The following is a 16933-nucleotide window of genomic DNA, read 5'->3' on the forward strand; positions in this document are numbered from 1 at the left end:
TCGCAGGAGGGCCGTAAAGGGAGGACCGTGAAAACGGGCGTGTCGCGAAAAGCTTCGCCAATCCCCAGCAAAGCCCACAGAGCGAACATACCCCTCTAATCTCCACTAAACAGACATACAGCAGTCTCGAAACCGAGAGAAACCGAAGGGTCGTCCGGAGCTTGCCAGCCCTGGATGACCGAATCCGGGGCGAACGCCACTCCGAAGATCATTCGGCCACACCGGGATGTCCGGAATAAGGCTGAGCGGCCCGGAGGTGCATTCGGTCATCCCTACCCACCGCACCACACCACCCAACACCACAGATCAGTTTCTCGGCATTTCCTCATAATCCATAGAAAAACAACCACAGATACGCCTGCATCAGCTGTGCTCTTATGGCCGATTTGAGAGGTTTACTCAGCCGAAACCCGGCAAATGCCAGCTCTTAGCGCATGCAGCAAGTGTGATGAGGATCACTCAAATTATTCGGCACGGCCGCTCCGCCAAACACCGCAAGAGGGCAGACGATAGACAGCGGGGGGCACCGAAGTCGCAATCCGGACAGTTTCTGTTCTGGATACTTCGTCAACCCCGCCTTGCCTTGGATTGACCCCCGGTTATTTCCTACTGCCGAAAACCGGCACGCTTCCATAACGCCCAAACCATGACAATTACGGTGTAGCCAGTGATCGGACGCCTGCCCATACTCGACATCTCTCCAGACAACGACCTCGGTCCGGTGAAATCCGTTCCCGGAGAACGCTTCACCGTGGGAGCCACGGTGATCCGCGAGGGCCACGACTCCCTCGCCGCGGGCGTCGTCGTCTACTCACCCGAGGGGCGCCGCGAACGCCTCGTCCCCATGCGCGAGCACACACCCGGCACCGACCGGTACGAGGCCGAGATCAGCCTCCCCTCCGAGGGAAAGTGGTCGTTCGCGGTCGAGTCGTGGTCCGACCCCTTCGCCACCTGGCACCGCACCGCCCGTATCAAACTCCCCCTGGACCAGGACACCGGCCTCGTCCTGGAGGAGGGTGCCCGGCTGCTCGCCCGCGCCGGATCCCGTGTCCCCCGCAAACCCTTGCTCACCAGGGCCGCCGAGGCCCTGCGCGACACCTCCAAGGCCCCCATGGAGCGCCTCGCCGCGGCGCTCACCCCCCAGGTCCTCGCTGAGATGGAGCGCGCACCCCTTCGCGAGCTGGTCACCAAGTCCCGGCGCACCAGCGTGGCCGTCCACCGCGAACGCGCGCTGTTCGGCTCCTGGTACGAGTTCTTTCCCCGCTCAGAGGGCGCCCAGGTCGGCACCGCCCCCGGAGACGAGCGCTCCGGCACATTCTCCACCGCCGCCAAGCGTCTGCCCGCCATCGCCGACATGGGCTTCGACGTGGTCTACCTGCCGCCCGTCCACCCGGTCGGCACCAGTCACCGCAAGGGCGCCAACAACGCCCTGACCGCTGGCCCCGGCGAGCCCGGATCGGTGTGGGCCATCGGATCGTCCGACGGGGGCCACGACGCCGTCCACCCCGCCCTCGGCTCCCTCGCCGACTTCGACGCCTTCGTCGCCGAGGCCCGCGAACACGGCCTGGAGATCGCCCTGGACCTGGCCCTACAGTGCTCGCCCGACCATCCGTGGGTCACCGAGCACCCCGAATGGTTCACCACCCGGGCCGACGGCTCCATCGCCCACGCCGAGAACCCGCCCAAGCAGTACCAGGACATCTACCCGCTGAACTTCGACAACGACTTCGAGGGCCTGTACACGGAGGTCCTGCGGGTGGTCGAGCACTGGATCGGCCACGGTGTGCGGATCTTCCGCGTCGACAATCCGCACACCAAGCCGGTCGCGTTCTGGAGGAGGCTGCTCGCCGACGTCGCCCACAGGCACCCGGACGTGCTGTTCCTGGCCGAGGCCTTCACCCGCCCCGCCATGATGCGCACCCTGGCCAAGGTCGGCTTCCACCAGTCCTACACCTACTTCACCTGGCGCAACAGCAAGGAGGAGCTGACCGACTACCTCACCGAGCTGAGCAGGGAGACCGCCCACTACCTGCGTCCCAACCTCTTCGCCAACACTCCGGACATCCTGCACGCCTACCTCCAGCACGGCGGCCGTCCCGCCTTCGAGGTACGCGCCGTGCTGGCGGCGCTGCTCTCCCCCACCTGGGGCGTCTACTCCGGTTTCGAGCTGTGCGAGAACACCCCGGCCGCGCCCGGCAGCGAGGAGTACCTGAACTCGGAGAAGTACCAGTACCGGCCGCGCGACTGGACCGCGGCCGAGACCTCCGGCGAGACCCTCACCGAACTCATCACACTGCTCAACCGGCTGCGCCGCGAGCACCCGGCCATGCGGGAGCTGCGCAACCTGCGCTTCCACCATGTGGACCGACCCGAGCTGCTCTGCTTCTCCAAGCACCGGCCCGGCTCCGGAACCGACACCCCCGACGACGCCGTGATCGCCGTCGTCAACCTCGACCCGCACCACGCCCACGAGGCGACGGTGCACCTGGATCTGCCGTCCCTCGGCCGCACATGGGAGGAGGAGCTCAGGGTGACCGACGAGCTGACCGGCCGTTCCTACACCTGGGGCGCGGACAACTACGTCCGGCTCGACCCCACGACCGGTCCCGCGCACGTGTTCACCGTCAACGGCAGATAGCGGACCCCGGACCAGAGCACGGGCCCCGGCGGCGCACCCTCCGCCGGAGCCCTTCCCGTGTCCGAAACGCCTGTTGATCCGACGTCGAACATTCTTGGTGGGGAGCAGTAGATGAGCAAAGACGAGCCCGGCCCCGGTGGACACGGTCACGCCGAACACGGTCCGCTCGCCCCAGCCACCGGGGCCGCCACCGGCCCGCTCATGTCCTCCGGTGGTACCAGTGATCCCCACTGGTACAAGCACGCCGTCTTCTACGAGGTACTCGCCCGGGGCTTCTTCGACTCCAACGGCGACGGCACCGGCGACCTCGCCGGCCTGGTGCAGAAACTGGACTACCTCCAGTGGCTCGGGATCGACTGCATATGGCTGCTGCCGATGTACGAGTCCCCTCTGCGTGACGGCGGATACGACATCTCGGACTACTTCAAGATCCTGCCGGAGTTCGGCCGCACATCCGACTTCGTGGAACTCCTGGACGAGGCGCACCGGCGCGGCATCCGCGTCATCACCGACCTGGTCATGAACCACACCAGCAACGAGCACCCGTGGTTCAGGGCCTCTCGCGAGGACCCCGAGGGCCCCTACGGCGACTTCTACGTGTGGTCGGACACCGACGACCGCTACGACGAGGCCCGCATCATCTTCGTCGACACCGAGACGTCCAACTGGACCTACGACGAGGTCCGCGGCCAGTACTACTGGCACAGGTTCTTCTCCCACCAACCCGACCTCAACTTCGAGAACCCGGCGGTCCAGGAGGCGCTCCTGGAGGTCCTGCGCTACTGGCTGGACCTGGGCATCGACGGGTTCCGCCTGGACGCCGTGCCCTACCTGTACGAGCGCGAGGGCACGAACTGCGAGAACCTCAAGGAGACGCACGAGTTCCTCAAGCGCGTGCGCGCCGAGGTGGACCGGCTCTACTCCGACCGCGTGCTGCTGAGTGAGGCCAACCAGTGGCCGTCCGACGTCGTCGACTACTTCGGCGACTTCGAGTCCGGCGGCGACGAGTGCCACATGAACTTCCACTTCCCGCTGATGCCGCGCATGTTCATGGCGGTACGGCAGGAACGGCGCTTCCCGATCTCGGAGGTCCTCGCCCAGACGCCGCCGATCCCGCGCAACTGCCAGTGGGCGATCTTCCTGCGCAACCACGACGAGCTGACCCTGGAGATGGTCACCGACGAAGAGCGCGACTACATGTACTCCGAGTACGCCAAGGAACCCCGCATGCGCGCCAACGTGGGGATCCGCAGGCGGCTCGCGCCCCTGCTGGACAACGACCGCGACCAGATCGAGCTGTTCACCGCCCTGCTGCTGTCGCTGCCGGGCTCGCCCGTCCTGTACTACGGCGACGAGATCGGCATGGGCGACAACATCTGGCTCGGCGACCGCGACGCCGTGCGCACACCCATGCAGTGGAGCTCGGACCGCAACGCCGGGTTCTCCAAGAGCGACCCCGCGCGCCTCTACCTGCCGCTGGTCATGGACCCGGTCTACGGCTACCAGGCGCTCAACGTGGAGTCCCAGCGCGACAACCCCGGCTCGCTTCTGCACTGGACACGGCGCATGATCCAGATCCGCAAACGCCATCCCGTGTTCGGCACGGGCGCGTTCACCGAGCTCAACGCCTCCAACCCGAGCGTGCTGGCGTTCATCCGCGAGCACGGCGACGACCGCATGCTCTGCGTCAACAACCTGTCGAAGTACCCACAACCAGTGGAGCTGGACCTTTCCCCGTACACCGGGGTCAGCCCGGTGGAGTGCGTGGGAGGTGTGCGCTTCCCCGAGGTGGGGGAACTGCCGTACCTGCTCACCCTGCCAGGGCACGGCTTCTACTGGTTCCAGCTGCCCGCGACCGCCGATCCGGGGGCCGCGCACGGGAGCCGGGACGGCATTCCGTCCTACGGCCTGCCCGCCGCCGGGGTCCGCGTGCACACCGCTCTCGGCACCTCCACGGGGCGTGCGGCCCCATCCCGGACGCACGCTCCGGACCACCCAGTCAGCACGACGTCCAGCATTCCGGCCGGGTTCGTCTCCACGTTCGACGGCGGCGCGTCCGAGCCCCCAGCCAGGGCTCCGATGCGCACCGCGGGCTCCTCCGGCCCGGTGACCGAGCGCACGGACCGGGGTGGTGGCGAGAAGGGAAACGGGCCTCTCTGACATGTCCCAGCTCGAAGAACTCCTGGCCGTCTGGCTGCCCCGGCAGCGCTGGTTCTCCGGCAAAGGAATCCCCATTCGGCAGATCCGGGTCGAGAGCAGGCACACGCTGGTGTCGGCCGGCCCCGAAGGGCCTGACCTGCACGTCCTCGTCATCCAGGCCGGGCAGCGGGGGCTCAGCTCCCGCTACCAGCTGCTGTTGGGCTCGCGGCCGCCGCGCTCCCTGCCTCCCGACCTGGCACGCGTCGCCATCGGCGTGTGCCAGGTCTCGGGCGGCAAGCCCAAGGTGGTCTACGACGCGGCCCACGACGCTCAGCTGACCGGGCTGCTGCTCGAACGGTTCGCCGCGCCCACCGGCGCGGAGCCCTCGGGACGGGTGCGCTTCCGGACCCTGCCGGGCAGCCGCATCCGTGTCGGGACGACCGGACGGATACTCACCGGAGAGCAGTCCAACACGTCGCTGGTCTACGGCGAGGACTACGTCCTCAAGACCTTCCGCAGACTCTGGCCCGGCACCAACCCGGACCTGGAACTGAACATGGCGCTGTCCGGATCGACGTACGTGGCCCGACCATGCGGCTGGATCGAGGCCGACCTGGCCGGGCACTCCACGCCCACGACGCTGGCCATGCTCCAGACCTACATCCCGCAGGCCACGGACGGGTGGGTACTCGCCACCGCCAACGTGCGCGCCCTGCTGGAGGGGACCGGGAGCGAGCGCGAGTCCGCGTTCACCGAGGAGGCGGCCCGACTGGGCCACACCACCGCCGAGGTGCACCGGTCGCTGGCTCAGGCCCTGCCCACGGACGTGCTCACGCCCATGGGCGCGGCCGAGATGGCCGACGCCATGGTCGAGCGCCTGGCGATGGCCAGTGCAGAGGTGCCCGAGCTGGCCGAACACGCGCCCCGGGTGATGGAGGCCTACGCCGACTTCTCCGAGGTGGACGAGCCGCTGCCGATACAGCGCATCCACGGCGACTACCACCTGGGCCAGGTGATCCGGCCCGGGCCCGGATGGGTGGTGCTGGACTTCGAGGGCGAGCCCACCGTGCCGGTCCGGGACCGCCAGCGCCTGTCCAGCCCGCTGCGGGACGTGGCCGGAATGCTCCGCTCCTTCGACTACGCGGCCGGGTACCTGCTGGTCGGGCACCCGGGCGATTCCGAGCTGGAGTGGGCGGCCCGGGCCTGGGCCCGGCACAACCGGGAGGCGTTCTGCCGGGGATACGCCGACGGGGGCGGGGCCGACCCGGAGAAGCATCTGACGGTGCTGAGGGCCTTCGAGTTCGACAAGGCCGTGTACGAGGTGCTGTACGAGGCCCGGAACCGGCCCAACTGGCTGCGTGTCCCGCTGGAGTCCATCGCCGCCGCGGCCGCGGCGCCACACGTCCCCGGATAGACCATCGGCGGCCGCCTTCCACGGGGGCGGCGGCCGCCACGACCACCATCCACCCCCGATTCGTCCGCCACGAGAACCACGGAGTCCGTATTGACCTCGCCGCGCAGCGAACAGCGTCCGCGTGCCAGTACCGCCAAGGCCGCGACGCCCGCGAAGAACACGAAGAAACCGGCGGCCGCGGCCGCCGCCGACGGCGGCACGCCGGTCGTGGAGGAGATCCCGGTCGGCAAGACGGGAGCCGTGTCCGAGACCGCCGAGAAGCCCGCGACCGCGAAGAAGGCCGCCGCCAAGAAGCCCGCCGCCGGTAGAACTGCGGCCAAGGGCAAAGCCACGGCCGGAGGCAGGCGGAAGGCGGCGCCCGACCCCGAGCTGATCGCCGAACTGGACCGGCTGGTGGACGGACACCACCACGACCCGCACGCGCTGCTGGGCGTGCACCCCGAGGGCAGGAGCACCGTGATGCGGGTCCTGCGGCCGGGCGCCCTGGAGGTACACGCCCTCCTGGCCGACGGCTCCCGGCTGCGCCTGGACCACCTGCACCGCGGCGTGTTCTCGGCCAAGGTGGCCAAGACCAGGCTGGCGGCCGCACCCGACTACCGGATCGCCGCCCGCTATGAGGCCGACGGACCCGAGCACGTGGCCGCCGACTCCTACCGGTTCGCGCCCACCCTCGGTTCCCTGGACCTGCACCTGATCGGTGAGGGCCGCCACGAGGAGCTGTGGAACGCCCTGGGCGCGCACACGCGGGTCGAGGCCACCGCGATGGGCGAGGTGGCCGGGACCGGCTTCGCCGTGTGGGCGCCGAACGCGCGCGGCATGCGGCTGATCGGCGACTTCAACTACTGGGACGGCGTCGGGCACCCGATGCGCAGCCTGGGCGCCACGGGCGTGTGGGAGCTCTTCCTGCCCGGTGTGGGCGACGGCGCCCTGTACAAGTTCCAGGTCCTGGGCCCGGACGGGCACTGGCGGGACAAGGCCGACCCGATGGCGCGGTGCACGCAGATGCCGCCCGCGACCGCCTCGGTGGTCACCGCCTCGTCCCACACCTGGAGCGACCAGGAGTGGATGGCCGAGCGCGGGAGCGTGGAGCAGCACCGTGCGCCGATGAGCGTGTACGAGGTGCACCTGGGCTCCTGGCGGCCCGGGCTGGGGTACGCGGAACTGGCCGATCAGCTGGTCGAGTACGTGACCGACATGGGGTTCACACACGTGGAGCTCCTGCCCGTGGCGGGGCACCCCTACGACGGGTCCTGGGGTTACCAGGTGACGTCGTACTACGCGCCCACGCCCCGGTTCGGGTCACCGGACGAGTTCCGCCACCTGGTGAACTCCCTGCACCAGGCGGGGATCGGCGTGTTCCTGGACTGGGTGCCCGCGCACTTCCCCAAGGACGACTGGGCGCTGGCCCGGTTCGACGGGACCGCGCTGTACGAGCACCCCGACCCCCGCAGGGGCGAGCACCCGGACTGGGGGACGCTCATCTTCAACTACGGGCGAACCGAGGTGCGCAACTTCCTCATCGCCAACGCCCTGTACTGGCTGGAGGAGTTCCACATCGACGGCCTGCGGGTGGACGCGGTGGCCTCGATGATCTACCTGGACTACTCGCGCGACTCCGGCGCCTGGGAGCCCAACGCCTTCGGCGGCAGGGAGAACCTGGAGGCGATCGACTTCCTCAAGGAACTCAACACCACCGTCTACCGGCGCAACCCGCACGCGGCGATGATCGCCGAGGAGTCCACCGCCTACACGGGCGTGACCACCCCGGTGGACCACGGCGGACTCGGCTTCGGGTTCAAGTGGAACATGGGGTGGATGCACGACACCCTGGAGTACGTCAAGAAGGAGCCGGTCCACCGGCAGTACCACCACAACGACGTCACCTTCTCGATGGTGTACGCCTACAGCGAGAACTACGTGCTGCCGCTGTCCCACGACGAGGTGGTGCACGGCAAGCAGTCGCTGTTCAACAAGCCGCCCGGCGACGAGTGGCAGCGGTCGGCGACCCTGCGCGCGCTTTTGGCCTTCATGTGGTCGCACCCGGGCAAGCAGCTGCTGTTCATGGGCGGGGAGATCGCCCAGGGGGACGAGTGGTCGCACCGCGACGGCGTGCCGTGGTGGCTGTTGCAGTTCGACCACCACGCGGGTATGCAGCGTCTGGTGAAGGCGCTCAACGAGGCCTACCGGCCGCGGGCCGCGCTGTGGTCGCAGGACACCGACCCGGCGGGCTTCCGCTGGTTGGACGGTGGCGATCACGAGGGCAACACGCTGTCGTACCTGCGCCACGGCGACGACGGGTCGGTGCTGGCCTGCGCGGTGAACTTCTCGCCGGTGCCCCGCTCGAACTGGCGGATGGGCCTGCCCTCCGAGGGCCGGTGGAACGCGCTGCTCAACACCGACGAGGCACGCTTCGGCGGGTCGGACCACCCGGCGCCCGCCCGGGTCGAAGCCGAGGCCGCCCCGTGGCACGGTCAGCCGTTCTCCGCTGAGGTCACCCTGCCGCCGCTCGGCGCGGTCTGGTTCGAGCCCGAGCGGTAGACCGCGACGCCGTCAGAGGGCCCCGGGGCGACCTGGGGCCCTTGGTGTCCGGCACGCCCGCCCCCCCTGGGCCCGGCCCCGCACCCTTACGCCGCACATCCCCTGGCGGGGTGTCGTGCCTGCCCGTACGAGGAGCGACCGAAGTCTCACCGATGAGCGACTTCCCCTCTCGCCCGTTCCGTGCTTCGGTTCGTGCACCACAGGACCGACCCCGAGGAGCCCCCATGTCAGACAGCAGTACGGGTTTCGTGCGGATCCTGGGGCGAGGTGACGTCCTCGCCCTGGCCTTCGGCGCGATGATCGGCTTCGGCTGGATCGTGCTGACCGGAGACTTCGTCAGCGCCGCCGGACCCGGCGGCGCCGCGCTGGCCTTCGTCATCGGCGGCGTCATCATGGCCCTGGTCGGCCTCACCTACGCCGAACTCGTCTCCGCGATGCCCCACGCGGGCGGTGAACACCACTACGCGATGCGCGCCATCGGTCCCAAGGGCGCGTTCGCGGCGTCCTGGGCGATGGTCCTGGGCTACGTCTCCGTGGTCGCCTTCGAGGCGGTGGCGGTTCCGCAGACCCTGGTCTACCTGTTCCCGGACATGGAGGCCGGGTACCTGTGGACCGTCGCCGAGTACGACGTCCACGCCAGTCTCGTCGCCGTCGGCCTGGCCACCGCCGCGCTGATGACCGGGATCAACTACGTCGGCATCCGGCCCGCCAGCGCCTTCCAGGGCATCGCCGTGCTGTTCCTGCTGGTGGCCGGTGCCGCGATGATCACCGGATCGTTCACCGGCGGCTCGGCCGAGCACCTGGAGCCCCTCTTCACCGGCGGGGTCCCCGGCGTGTTCGCCGTACTGGTCGCCGTGCCGTTCCTGTTCGTGGGCTTCGACGTCATCCCGCAGTCCGCCTCGGAGATCAGGCTCCCCCACCGCTTGATCGGCGCCCTGCTGGTGGTCTCGGTCCTCTGCGCGACCGCGTGGTACGTGATGATCATGCTGACCACGGGCTCCGGCCTGTCCGCCGCCGGCCTGGCCGGGTCCGAGCTCGCCGCCGCCGACGCCATGGCCGCCCTGTGGAACAGTCCGGCCATGGGCAACCTGCTCGTTCTCGGCGGTGTCGCCGGTCTGCTCACCAGCTGGAACGCCTTCCTCATCGGCGGCAGCCGACTCATCTACGCGATGGCGCGATCCCGGATGCTTCCCGCCTGGTTCGGCCGACTGCACCCGCGCTTTCGCACCCCCGCCAACGCCGTGCTGTTCGTCGGCGTGCTGTCCGCGGCCGCGCCGTTCTTCGGCCGCCCGATGCTGGTGTGGCTGGTGGATGCCGGAGGGCTCAACATCGTGGTCGCCTTCCTGCTGGTGGTAGTCAGCTTCCTGGTGCTGCGCCGCCGCGAGCCCGCGATGGAGCGGCCGTTCACGGTCCGTGCGGGCGTCCCCGTCGGATGGGCGGCCCTCGGGCTGTCCCTCGGACTGCTGGTGCTGTACATGTCCGGCATGCCCGCCTCGCTGGCCTGGCCCCACGAATGGGTGATGGTGGGCGCGTGGTGGCTGTGCGGGGCGGCGCTCATGTGGCGGCTGCCCCGGACCACTCCGGGACCCGACGCCGAAAGGAACCTCGTCGCGGCCATGGACGCCCGTGCTTCCCAGGGCACCGACCGGTCCTGACCGGGGCGGGCGCCGCCCGGCCCCGCCACGGGCGCGGGTGGCGTCCGCACACGCACGGGCCGGACGGACGGTCTCAGGAGGAGCGCTGGTGCCAGCCGGTGAGGCGGGTGATCGCCTCGTCCAGCACCTCGTCCTTCTTGCAGAACGCGAACCTGAGCAGGTGCGCGCCCTCCTCCTGATGGTCGTAGAACACCTGCGCGGGCACCGCCGCCACCCCGGCCTCCTTGGGCAGGGCTCGGGCCACCTCCACCCCGTCCGCGTACCCGAGCGGGCGGATGTCGGCCATGAGGAAGTAGGTGCCCTCGCACACGTTCACGTCGAAACCGGTACCGGCCAGCCCTTCCGCCAGCCGGTCCCGCTTGTTCTGGAGCGCGGCGCGCTGGGCGGCGACCCACTCCCCCTGGTGGTCGATGGCGTCGGCGGCCGCCAGCTGCAACGCGCCGTTGGCGGAGAAGGTCAGGAACTGGTTCACCGTCCGCACCGCGCCGACCAGCGGTGCCGGACCCATCACCCAGCCGAGCTTCCAGCCGGTCACGGCGAACATCTTGCCCACCGACGACACCGACAGCGTCCGCTCGCCCATGCCCGGAAGCGCGGCCAGCGGCACGTGCGGCCGGTCGTCGAAGGTGAGGAACTCGTACACCTCGTCGGTGAACGCGATCAGGTCGTGCTCACGGCACACCCGTGCGATCTCCTCCAGTTCCCCGGCGGTGAACACGGTGCCCGTGGGGTTGTGCGGAGTGTTCACCAGGACCATCCTGGTGCGCGGGCCCACGGCCGCGCGCAGTTCCTCCGGGTCGAAGGAGAAACGGCCGGTCTCGGCGTCCGGACGCAGCGTCACCGATCTGCGCACGCCGCCCGCCAAGGTGATCATGGCGGCGTAGGAGTCATACATCGGCTCGAAGACGATCACCTCGTCGCCGCGTTCCACCAAGGCGAGCATCGCCGCCGCGATCCCGGCGGTGGCGCCGACGGTGACGTAGACCTCGGTGTCCGGGTCCAACTCGATGCCGTAGTCACGGGCCCGGTACCGGCTCACCGCCTGCCGCAGCTCCGGCCGCCCCGGCCCGGGCGGGTACTGGTTCACCCCTTCCAGGATGTGTCGGGAGGCGGACTCCAGCAGGGAGCGGGGACCGTCAGTATCGGGGAACCCCTGTCCCAGGTTGACCGATCCGGTCTCCACCGCCAGTTGGGTCATTTCGGCGAAGATGGTCTCGCCGTACACACGCATTCGTTCGATCAGCGGTTCTTCCACCTGTCGAGCGTATCCACCCGTCCTCCGCCCGGACCATCCCTACCCGAGCGCACACCCTTGGGCACGAGGAAGGGGCGGACCGCGAGGGTCCGCCCCTGGTCGGAGTCCCGCGGTCCTCCCTACAGCAACAGGCTGAGCACCATCCACGCCACGGGCCCGGCGATCAGCAACGAGTCCAGGCGGTCCATCAGCCCGCCGTGCCCCGGCATGAACCGGCCCATGTCCTTGACCCCGAGGTCGCGCTTGAACAGCGATTCGATGAGGTCTCCGACGGTGGCGGCCAGCACGGTCGCCAGCCCGAGGACCACACCGACCCACCACGGCCCGTCCAGCATCAGCACCACGCACAGTGCCCCGGCCACCGCACAGCCCACGACGGAGCCGCTGAAGCCCTCCCAGGTCTTGTTGGGGCTGATCACCGGCGCCATCTTGTGCCGTCCCAGCAGGATCCCGGCGAAGTAACCGCCGATGTCGCTGGAGATCGTCACCACGATGAACGTGACGAGGCGGTACTGGCCGTCCTCCGGGTGCGCGGTGAGCAGCAGCCACGTCCCCAGCAGGAACGGCAGGTACACCAGGGTGAACAGGTTCGCCGCGACGTCGGCCACGAACCCCTCCGTGCCGCCGCGCAGCCGCCACACCAGAGCGACGATCGCGGTCAACGCGGTCGTTCCCACCAGCCACTCGGTTCCCCCGAAGTAGGCGGCGACCTGCATGGCCACACCACCGACCGCCAGCGGTGCCAGGGCCAGGCCCATGCCCTTGCCGGCGAACGCCCGGTTCACCTCCCGCAGGCCGATCAGTACCGCGAGCGAGGTGATGATCGTGAACAGCTGGGGCCACGGGAAGACGGAGAAGAACACGAGCGCGCCCAGGGCGCATCCGCTGGCGATGGCCACCGGAAGGTTGCGCCCGGTCCGGACCGGCTCGCCCCCCGGCTTGTGCAGCACGAAGCGCTGACCGGCCGGGGCGAAACCGTCCCGGAGACCGTCGCCGGATCTGTGCTCGGGCGAATGGTCATCGCCTCCGGAGCCGCTGGAGGAAGGAGGGGTCACAGGCTAAACCTCGAGCAGTTCCGATTCCTTGTGCTTCAGCAGTTCGTCGACGGAGGCGACGTACTTCTGAGACATCTCGTCCAGCTCGGTCTGGGCGCGGTGCGCCTCGTCCTCGCCGATGTCGCCGGCCTTGACGGCCTTCTCGAAGGTGTCCTTGGCCCTACGGCGGACGTTGCGGATCGAGACCTTGCTGTCCTCGGCCTTGGTCCGCACGACCTTGACGTACTCCTTGCGGCGCTCCTCGGACAGGTCGGGGAACACCACGCGGATGACCTGACCGTCGTCGGAGGGGTTCACGCCCAGGTCGCTGTTGCGGATGGCGTTGATGATCCCGGTGCGGGCGTTGACGTCGAACGGCGAGATGACCACCATGCGCGGTTCGGGAACCGAGAAGGAGGCCAGCTGGTTGAGCGGCGTCCGGGCACCGTAGTAGTCGACAGTGATCTTGTTGAAGGTCGCCGGAGTCGGGCGGCCGGTGCGGATCGTGGCGAAGTCCTCCTTCGCGACGACCACGGCCTTCTCCATCTTCTCCTCGGTCTCGAGGAGAGTCTCTTCGATCATGTGGGCGCTCCCGGTTCGGACTGTGGTGTTCTTGCTGTGGTCACGAGGGCCGGCTCAGGCGGGTGTCGGCCCGACGATGGTGCCGATCTTCTCACCACGCACCGCACGCAGGATGTTTCCCTGGCTCATCAGATCGAAGACGACGATGGGCAGACCGTTGTCCATGCACAGGCTGACCGCGGTGGCGTCCATGACCTTGAGGCTGCGGGTGAGGACCTCGTTGTAGTTGAGCTTGTCGAACTTGACCGCGTCGGGGTTGCGCTGGGGGTCGGAGTCGTAGACCCCGTCGACCTGGGTGCCCTTGAGTACCGCCTGCGCACCGATCTCCAGCGCGCGCTGGGCGGCGGTGGTGTCGGTGGAGAAGAACGGCGCGCCCAGACCGGCACCGAAGATGACCACGCGGCCCTTCTCCAGGTGGCGGACGGCGCGGCGCGGGATGTAGGCCTCGGCGACCTGGCTCATGTGGATCGCGGTCTGCACGCGGGTGTCCACACCGAGCCGCTCCAGGAAGTCCTGAAGGGCGAGGCAGTTGATGACGGTGCCGAGCATGCCCATGTAGTCGGCGCGGCCGCGCTCGATACCGCCCTCGGTGAGCTGGGCGCCGCGGAACATGTTGCCGCCGCCGACGACCACGGCGACCTGGATGCCCTCGGAGACCGCCTCGGCGATGGACTCGGCCACGTACTGGACCACCTCGGGGTCGATACCCAGGCCGCCCCCGCCCGCGAACGCCTCTCCGGAGAGTTTGAGCATCACACGCTTCCAGCCGGAGTCGTGCATAGCGGGTTCGGTGCTCGTCGCTTCGTTCACGGCCTGTGGCCTCCCTTGTCGTCCCCGAGCGGCACAGGGTCCCCCGAGTGCTCCTGTCGCGGGCCGAGTCGACGCACCCGAACCCGCCCATATCCACCGAAGGTGCCGGGGAGCAGTCTCCCCGGCACCTCCATCATCTCAAAGCTCTCAGGCCTGGCCGACCTTGAAGCGAGCGAAGCGCTTGACGGTCACTCCGGCCTCTTCGACGACCTTCTGGACCGTCTTCTTGTTCTCCTTGACGAACGGCTGGCCGAGCAGCGTCACGTCCTTGAAGTAACCGTTGAGACGGCCCTCCACGATCTTGGGGATGGCCTGCTCGGGCTTCCCCTCCTCGCGGGTGGTCTGCTCGGCGATGCGACGCTCGTTCTCCACGACCTCGGTGGGGACGTCGTCCCTGCCGATGTACTGCGGAGCCAGCGCGGCGATCTGCTGGGCGAGGTCCTTGCCGACCTCCTCGTCAGCCTTGTCCAGCTCGACCAGGACGCCCATGCTGGGGGGCAGGTCCGGGTCGGACTTGTGCAGGTAGCTGGCGACGTAGGCACCCTCGAACTTGGCGAAGCGGCGGAACTCCAGCTTCTCCCCGATGACGGCGCTCTTGTCCTCGATGAAGGCCTGGAGGCTCTTGCCCGGCTCGATCTCGGTGGCGGCGACGGTCGCGAGGTCGTCGCTGTCCTGGGCGGCGACGAAGTCGGCGACCTGGTCGGCGAGCGCGATGAACTGGTCGTTCTTGGCGACGAAGTCGGTCTCGCAGTTGAGCTCGACGAGGGTGGCTTTACCCTCGGACTCCTGCTTGAGGACGACCATGCCCTGGGCGGCGGTGCGGTCGGCGCGCTTGCCGACGTCCTTGGCACCCTTGACGCGCAGGGCCTCGACGGCCTGGTCGAAGTCGCCGTCGGCCTCGGTCAGGGCCTTCTTGCAGGCCATCATGCCGGCGCCGGTCATGTCGCGCAGCTTCTTGACGTCCGCGGCGGTGAAGTTCGCCATGACTGTTCTGGATTCCCTTGGAGTGGAGAGACTGTACGGAAAGTGGAGCGGGTCCGGCGGCGCACCGTCGCCGCCCTGCCGCTTCCGGCGGGGCGGCGACGGTGCGCCGGGGCACGGAACTACTCGCCAGAGGCCTTGGGGGCCTGGGAGGGCGCCTCGGCCGGGGACTCGGCGGCGCTGGCCTCGGACGGGGCCTCGGCGGCGACCTCGTCGGCGGGAGCGACGTCGGTGGTCTCGACGGGGGCCTGCTCGGCCGCAGCCTCGCCGGCCTCGCTCTTGGCGGCCTCACCCGTGGCGGCCTCGCCCTTGCCCTCGAGGAGCTCGCGCTCCCACTCGGCCAGGGGCTCCTCGACGGCCTTCTGCGCACCGGCGGTCTCGGAGGCACCGGAACGGGCCATGAGACCGTCGGCGACGGCGTCCGCGACCACGCGGGTCAGCAGGCTGACACTGCGGATGGCGTCGTCGTTACCCGGGATCGGGTAGTCGACCTCGTCCGGGTCGCAGTTGGTGTCCAGAATGGCCACGACCGGGATGTTCAGCTTGCGAGCCTCGCTGATCGCGATGTGCTCCTTCTTGGTGTCCACGATCCACACGGCACTGGGCACGCGGGACATGTCGCGGATACCACCGAGGGTGCGCTCCAGCTTCTCCTTCTCACGGCGGAGGTTGAGGAGCTCCTTCTTGGTGCGGGTGGAGCCGGCGACGTCGTCGAAGTCGATCTCCTCCAGCTCCTTGAGACGCTGCAACCGCTTGTGAACGGTGGAGAAGTTGGTGAGCATGCCGCCCAGCCAGCGCTGGTTCACGTAGGGCATGCCGACGCGGCGGGCCTGCTCGTCGATAGCCTCCTGCGCCTGCTTCTTGGTGCCGACGAACAGGACGGTGCCGCCGTGGGCGACCGTCTGCTTGACGAACTCGTAGGCGCGGTCGATGTAGGCCAGCGACTTCTGGAGGTCGATGATGTAGATGCCGTTGCGCTCAGTGAAGATGAAGCGCTTCATCTTGGGGTTCCAGCGACGGGTCTGGTGCCCGAAGTGGACGCCGCTCTCCAGGAGCTGGCGGATTGTCACGACTGTGGCCATGACCTGGTCCTCCTTGCGGTGGCGGGAAGTCTTCCCGCCTTCGGTTGTGCCTGACGCCCCGGCCGTACCGCCGCACACCGGAGAAGGCGTGCGGACCGCGGGTGCGGCCCCTCACTGAGGAGGCTCGTGGACGTGCGTATTGTGGTCGGCCCGAAGGGCCAAGGATGATTCTATCCTCCGTCGGGAATACACAGGACGTGTGCTGCGCCTCCGGAGTTGTCCACAGTCTCCGGCTCTCCCTGGCGAAGCCTCTCCGTCCGGCGGACCCTTGAAGTATGGCCCCCTTCCTCCTCGCCCGCCTGCTGCTGATCCTTCCGCTTCTGCTGTTCCCCCTCCGCCCCGTGTCAACCGCCACCGAGTGGCGTTGGCCAGCGGATCCGCCCGCAGAGGTGCTGCGTCCCTTCGATCCGCCCGAGCAGCGGTGGCTGCCCGGGCACCTGGGCGTGGACCTGGCCGCGGAGCCCGGCCAGGAGGTGCACGCGGCTGGTCCGGGCCGGGTGCGCTTCGCTGGCAGGGTGGCGGGCACGCCGGTGGTGAGTGTGAGCCACGGCGCACTGCGCACCACCTACCTGCCGGTGGAGTCCGAACTGGCCCGGGGCGACCCGGTCGCCGCCGGGGATCCGCTGGGCACGCTCGCCGCCGAGCCCCTCCACTGCCGGGACCGCCCCTGCCTGCACTGGGGCCTGCTCCGCGGCACCGACTACCTCGACCCCCTCAGCCTGTTCGGACTCGGAGAGTTCCGGCTACTGCCCCTCCGCGATTCCGCGGGGACGGTGCGCGCAGGAGCCCCCTGCCGTGCACCCGT

Annotated in this window: 11 protein-coding genes and 1 pseudogene; 6 read left to right on the top strand and 6 right to left on the bottom strand. The window is 69.1% G+C overall.

All coding sequences use genetic code 11. From position 1 onward, the window contains the following. The first annotated feature begins 667 nt into the window (after window positions 1-667). The 5 genes from AC0T5L_RS11830 (at window position 668) to AC0T5L_RS11850 (ending at window position 10384) form a co-directional block, all read left to right on the top strand. Window positions 668-2638 (top strand): alpha-1,4-glucan--maltose-1-phosphate maltosyltransferase, encoded by a 1971-nt coding sequence (locus tag AC0T5L_RS11830; RefSeq protein WP_476165484.1) that lies wholly within the window; start codon window positions 668-670, stop codon window positions 2636-2638. A 111-nt stretch (window positions 2639-2749) separates the two neighbouring features. Continuing rightward, window positions 2750-4798, top strand: coding sequence for a maltose alpha-D-glucosyltransferase (gene treS / locus AC0T5L_RS11835; protein ID WP_476165485.1), 2049 nt, complete (start codon window positions 2750-2752; stop codon window positions 4796-4798). 1 nt (window position 4799) lies between these two features. Continuing rightward, window positions 4800-6191 (top strand): maltokinase N-terminal cap-like domain-containing protein, encoded by a 1392-nt coding sequence (locus AC0T5L_RS11840; RefSeq protein WP_476165486.1) that lies wholly within the window; start codon window positions 4800-4802, stop codon window positions 6189-6191. 240 nt (window positions 6192-6431) lie between these two features. Beyond that, window positions 6432-8729 carry a 1,4-alpha-glucan branching protein GlgB gene (gene glgB, locus AC0T5L_RS11845; RefSeq protein WP_476165608.1) on the top strand — a complete coding sequence of 766 codons (2298 nt, stop codon included), beginning with the start codon at window positions 6432-6434 and terminating at the stop codon, window positions 8727-8729. 224 nt (window positions 8730-8953) lie between these two features. Further along, on the top strand, window positions 8954-10384 hold the full coding sequence (locus tag AC0T5L_RS11850; protein ID WP_476165487.1) for an APC family permease: 1431 nt from the start codon (window positions 8954-8956) through the stop codon (window positions 10382-10384). 73 nt (window positions 10385-10457) lie between these two features. Here AC0T5L_RS11850 and AC0T5L_RS11855 read toward each other — a convergent pair whose 3' ends face one another. The 6 genes from AC0T5L_RS11855 to rpsB all read right to left on the bottom strand — a co-directional run bounded on the left by AC0T5L_RS11855 (window position 10458) and on the right by rpsB (window position 16128). Next, window positions 10458-11639: a pyridoxal phosphate-dependent aminotransferase gene (locus AC0T5L_RS11855; RefSeq protein ID WP_476165488.1), complete on the bottom strand. Its 1182-nt coding sequence runs from the start codon at window positions 11637-11639 to the stop codon at window positions 10458-10460. 119 nt (window positions 11640-11758) lie between these two features. Beyond that, on the bottom strand, window positions 11759-12694 hold the full coding sequence (locus AC0T5L_RS11860) for a phosphatidate cytidylyltransferase (protein WP_476165489.1): 936 nt from the start codon (window positions 12692-12694) through the stop codon (window positions 11759-11761). Window positions 12695-12697: 3 nt separating this feature from the next. After that, window positions 12698-13255, bottom strand: coding sequence for a ribosome recycling factor (gene frr, locus AC0T5L_RS11865; RefSeq protein ID WP_476165490.1), 558 nt, complete (start codon window positions 13253-13255; stop codon window positions 12698-12700). 54 nt (window positions 13256-13309) lie between these two features. Further along, entirely contained in the window at window positions 13310-14035 is a 726-nt protein-coding gene (gene pyrH, locus AC0T5L_RS11870; protein WP_476165609.1) for a UMP kinase, read from the bottom strand. Window positions 14036-14212: 177 nt separating this feature from the next. Beyond that, window positions 14213-15049 (bottom strand): translation elongation factor Ts, encoded by an 837-nt coding sequence (gene tsf, locus AC0T5L_RS11875; protein WP_476165491.1) that lies wholly within the window; start codon window positions 15047-15049, stop codon window positions 14213-14215. Between the two features lie 119 nt (window positions 15050-15168). Beyond that, window positions 15169-16128, bottom strand: a complete 960-nt coding sequence (gene rpsB / locus AC0T5L_RS11880; RefSeq protein WP_476165492.1) for a 30S ribosomal protein S2 — start codon at window positions 16126-16128, stop codon at window positions 15169-15171. 275 nt (window positions 16129-16403) lie between these two features. Between rpsB and AC0T5L_RS11885 the strand changes: the two are divergent. Continuing rightward, window positions 16404-16829 (top strand): annotated as a pseudogene (locus tag AC0T5L_RS11885) (peptidoglycan DD-metalloendopeptidase family protein); the annotation flags it as partial. Window positions 16830-16933 lie beyond the last annotated feature (104 nt).

This window comes from Nocardiopsis sp. TRM 82005, assembly GCF_056312425.1.

Bases quoted from the DNA above. Each gene is read 5' to 3' on its own strand.
- rpsB (WP_476165492.1), bottom strand. From the start codon at position 16,128: ATGGCCACAGTCGTGACAATCCGCCAGCTCCTGGAGAGCGGCGTCCAC.
- tsf (WP_476165491.1), bottom strand. From the start codon at position 15,049: ATGGCGAACTTCACCGCCGCGGACGTCAAGAAGCTGCGCGACATGACC.
- AC0T5L_RS11850 (WP_476165487.1), top strand. From the start codon at position 8,954: ATGTCAGACAGCAGTACGGGTTTCGTGCGGATCCTGGGGCGAGGTGAC.
- AC0T5L_RS11840 (WP_476165486.1), top strand. From the start codon at position 4,800: ATGTCCCAGCTCGAAGAACTCCTGGCCGTCTGGCTGCCCCGGCAGCGC.
- pyrH (WP_476165609.1), bottom strand. From the start codon at position 14,035: ATGCACGACTCCGGCTGGAAGCGTGTGATGCTCAAACTCTCCGGAGAG.
- treS (WP_476165485.1), top strand. From the start codon at position 2,750: ATGAGCAAAGACGAGCCCGGCCCCGGTGGACACGGTCACGCCGAACAC.
- frr (WP_476165490.1), bottom strand. From the start codon at position 13,255: ATGATCGAAGAGACTCTCCTCGAGACCGAGGAGAAGATGGAGAAGGCC.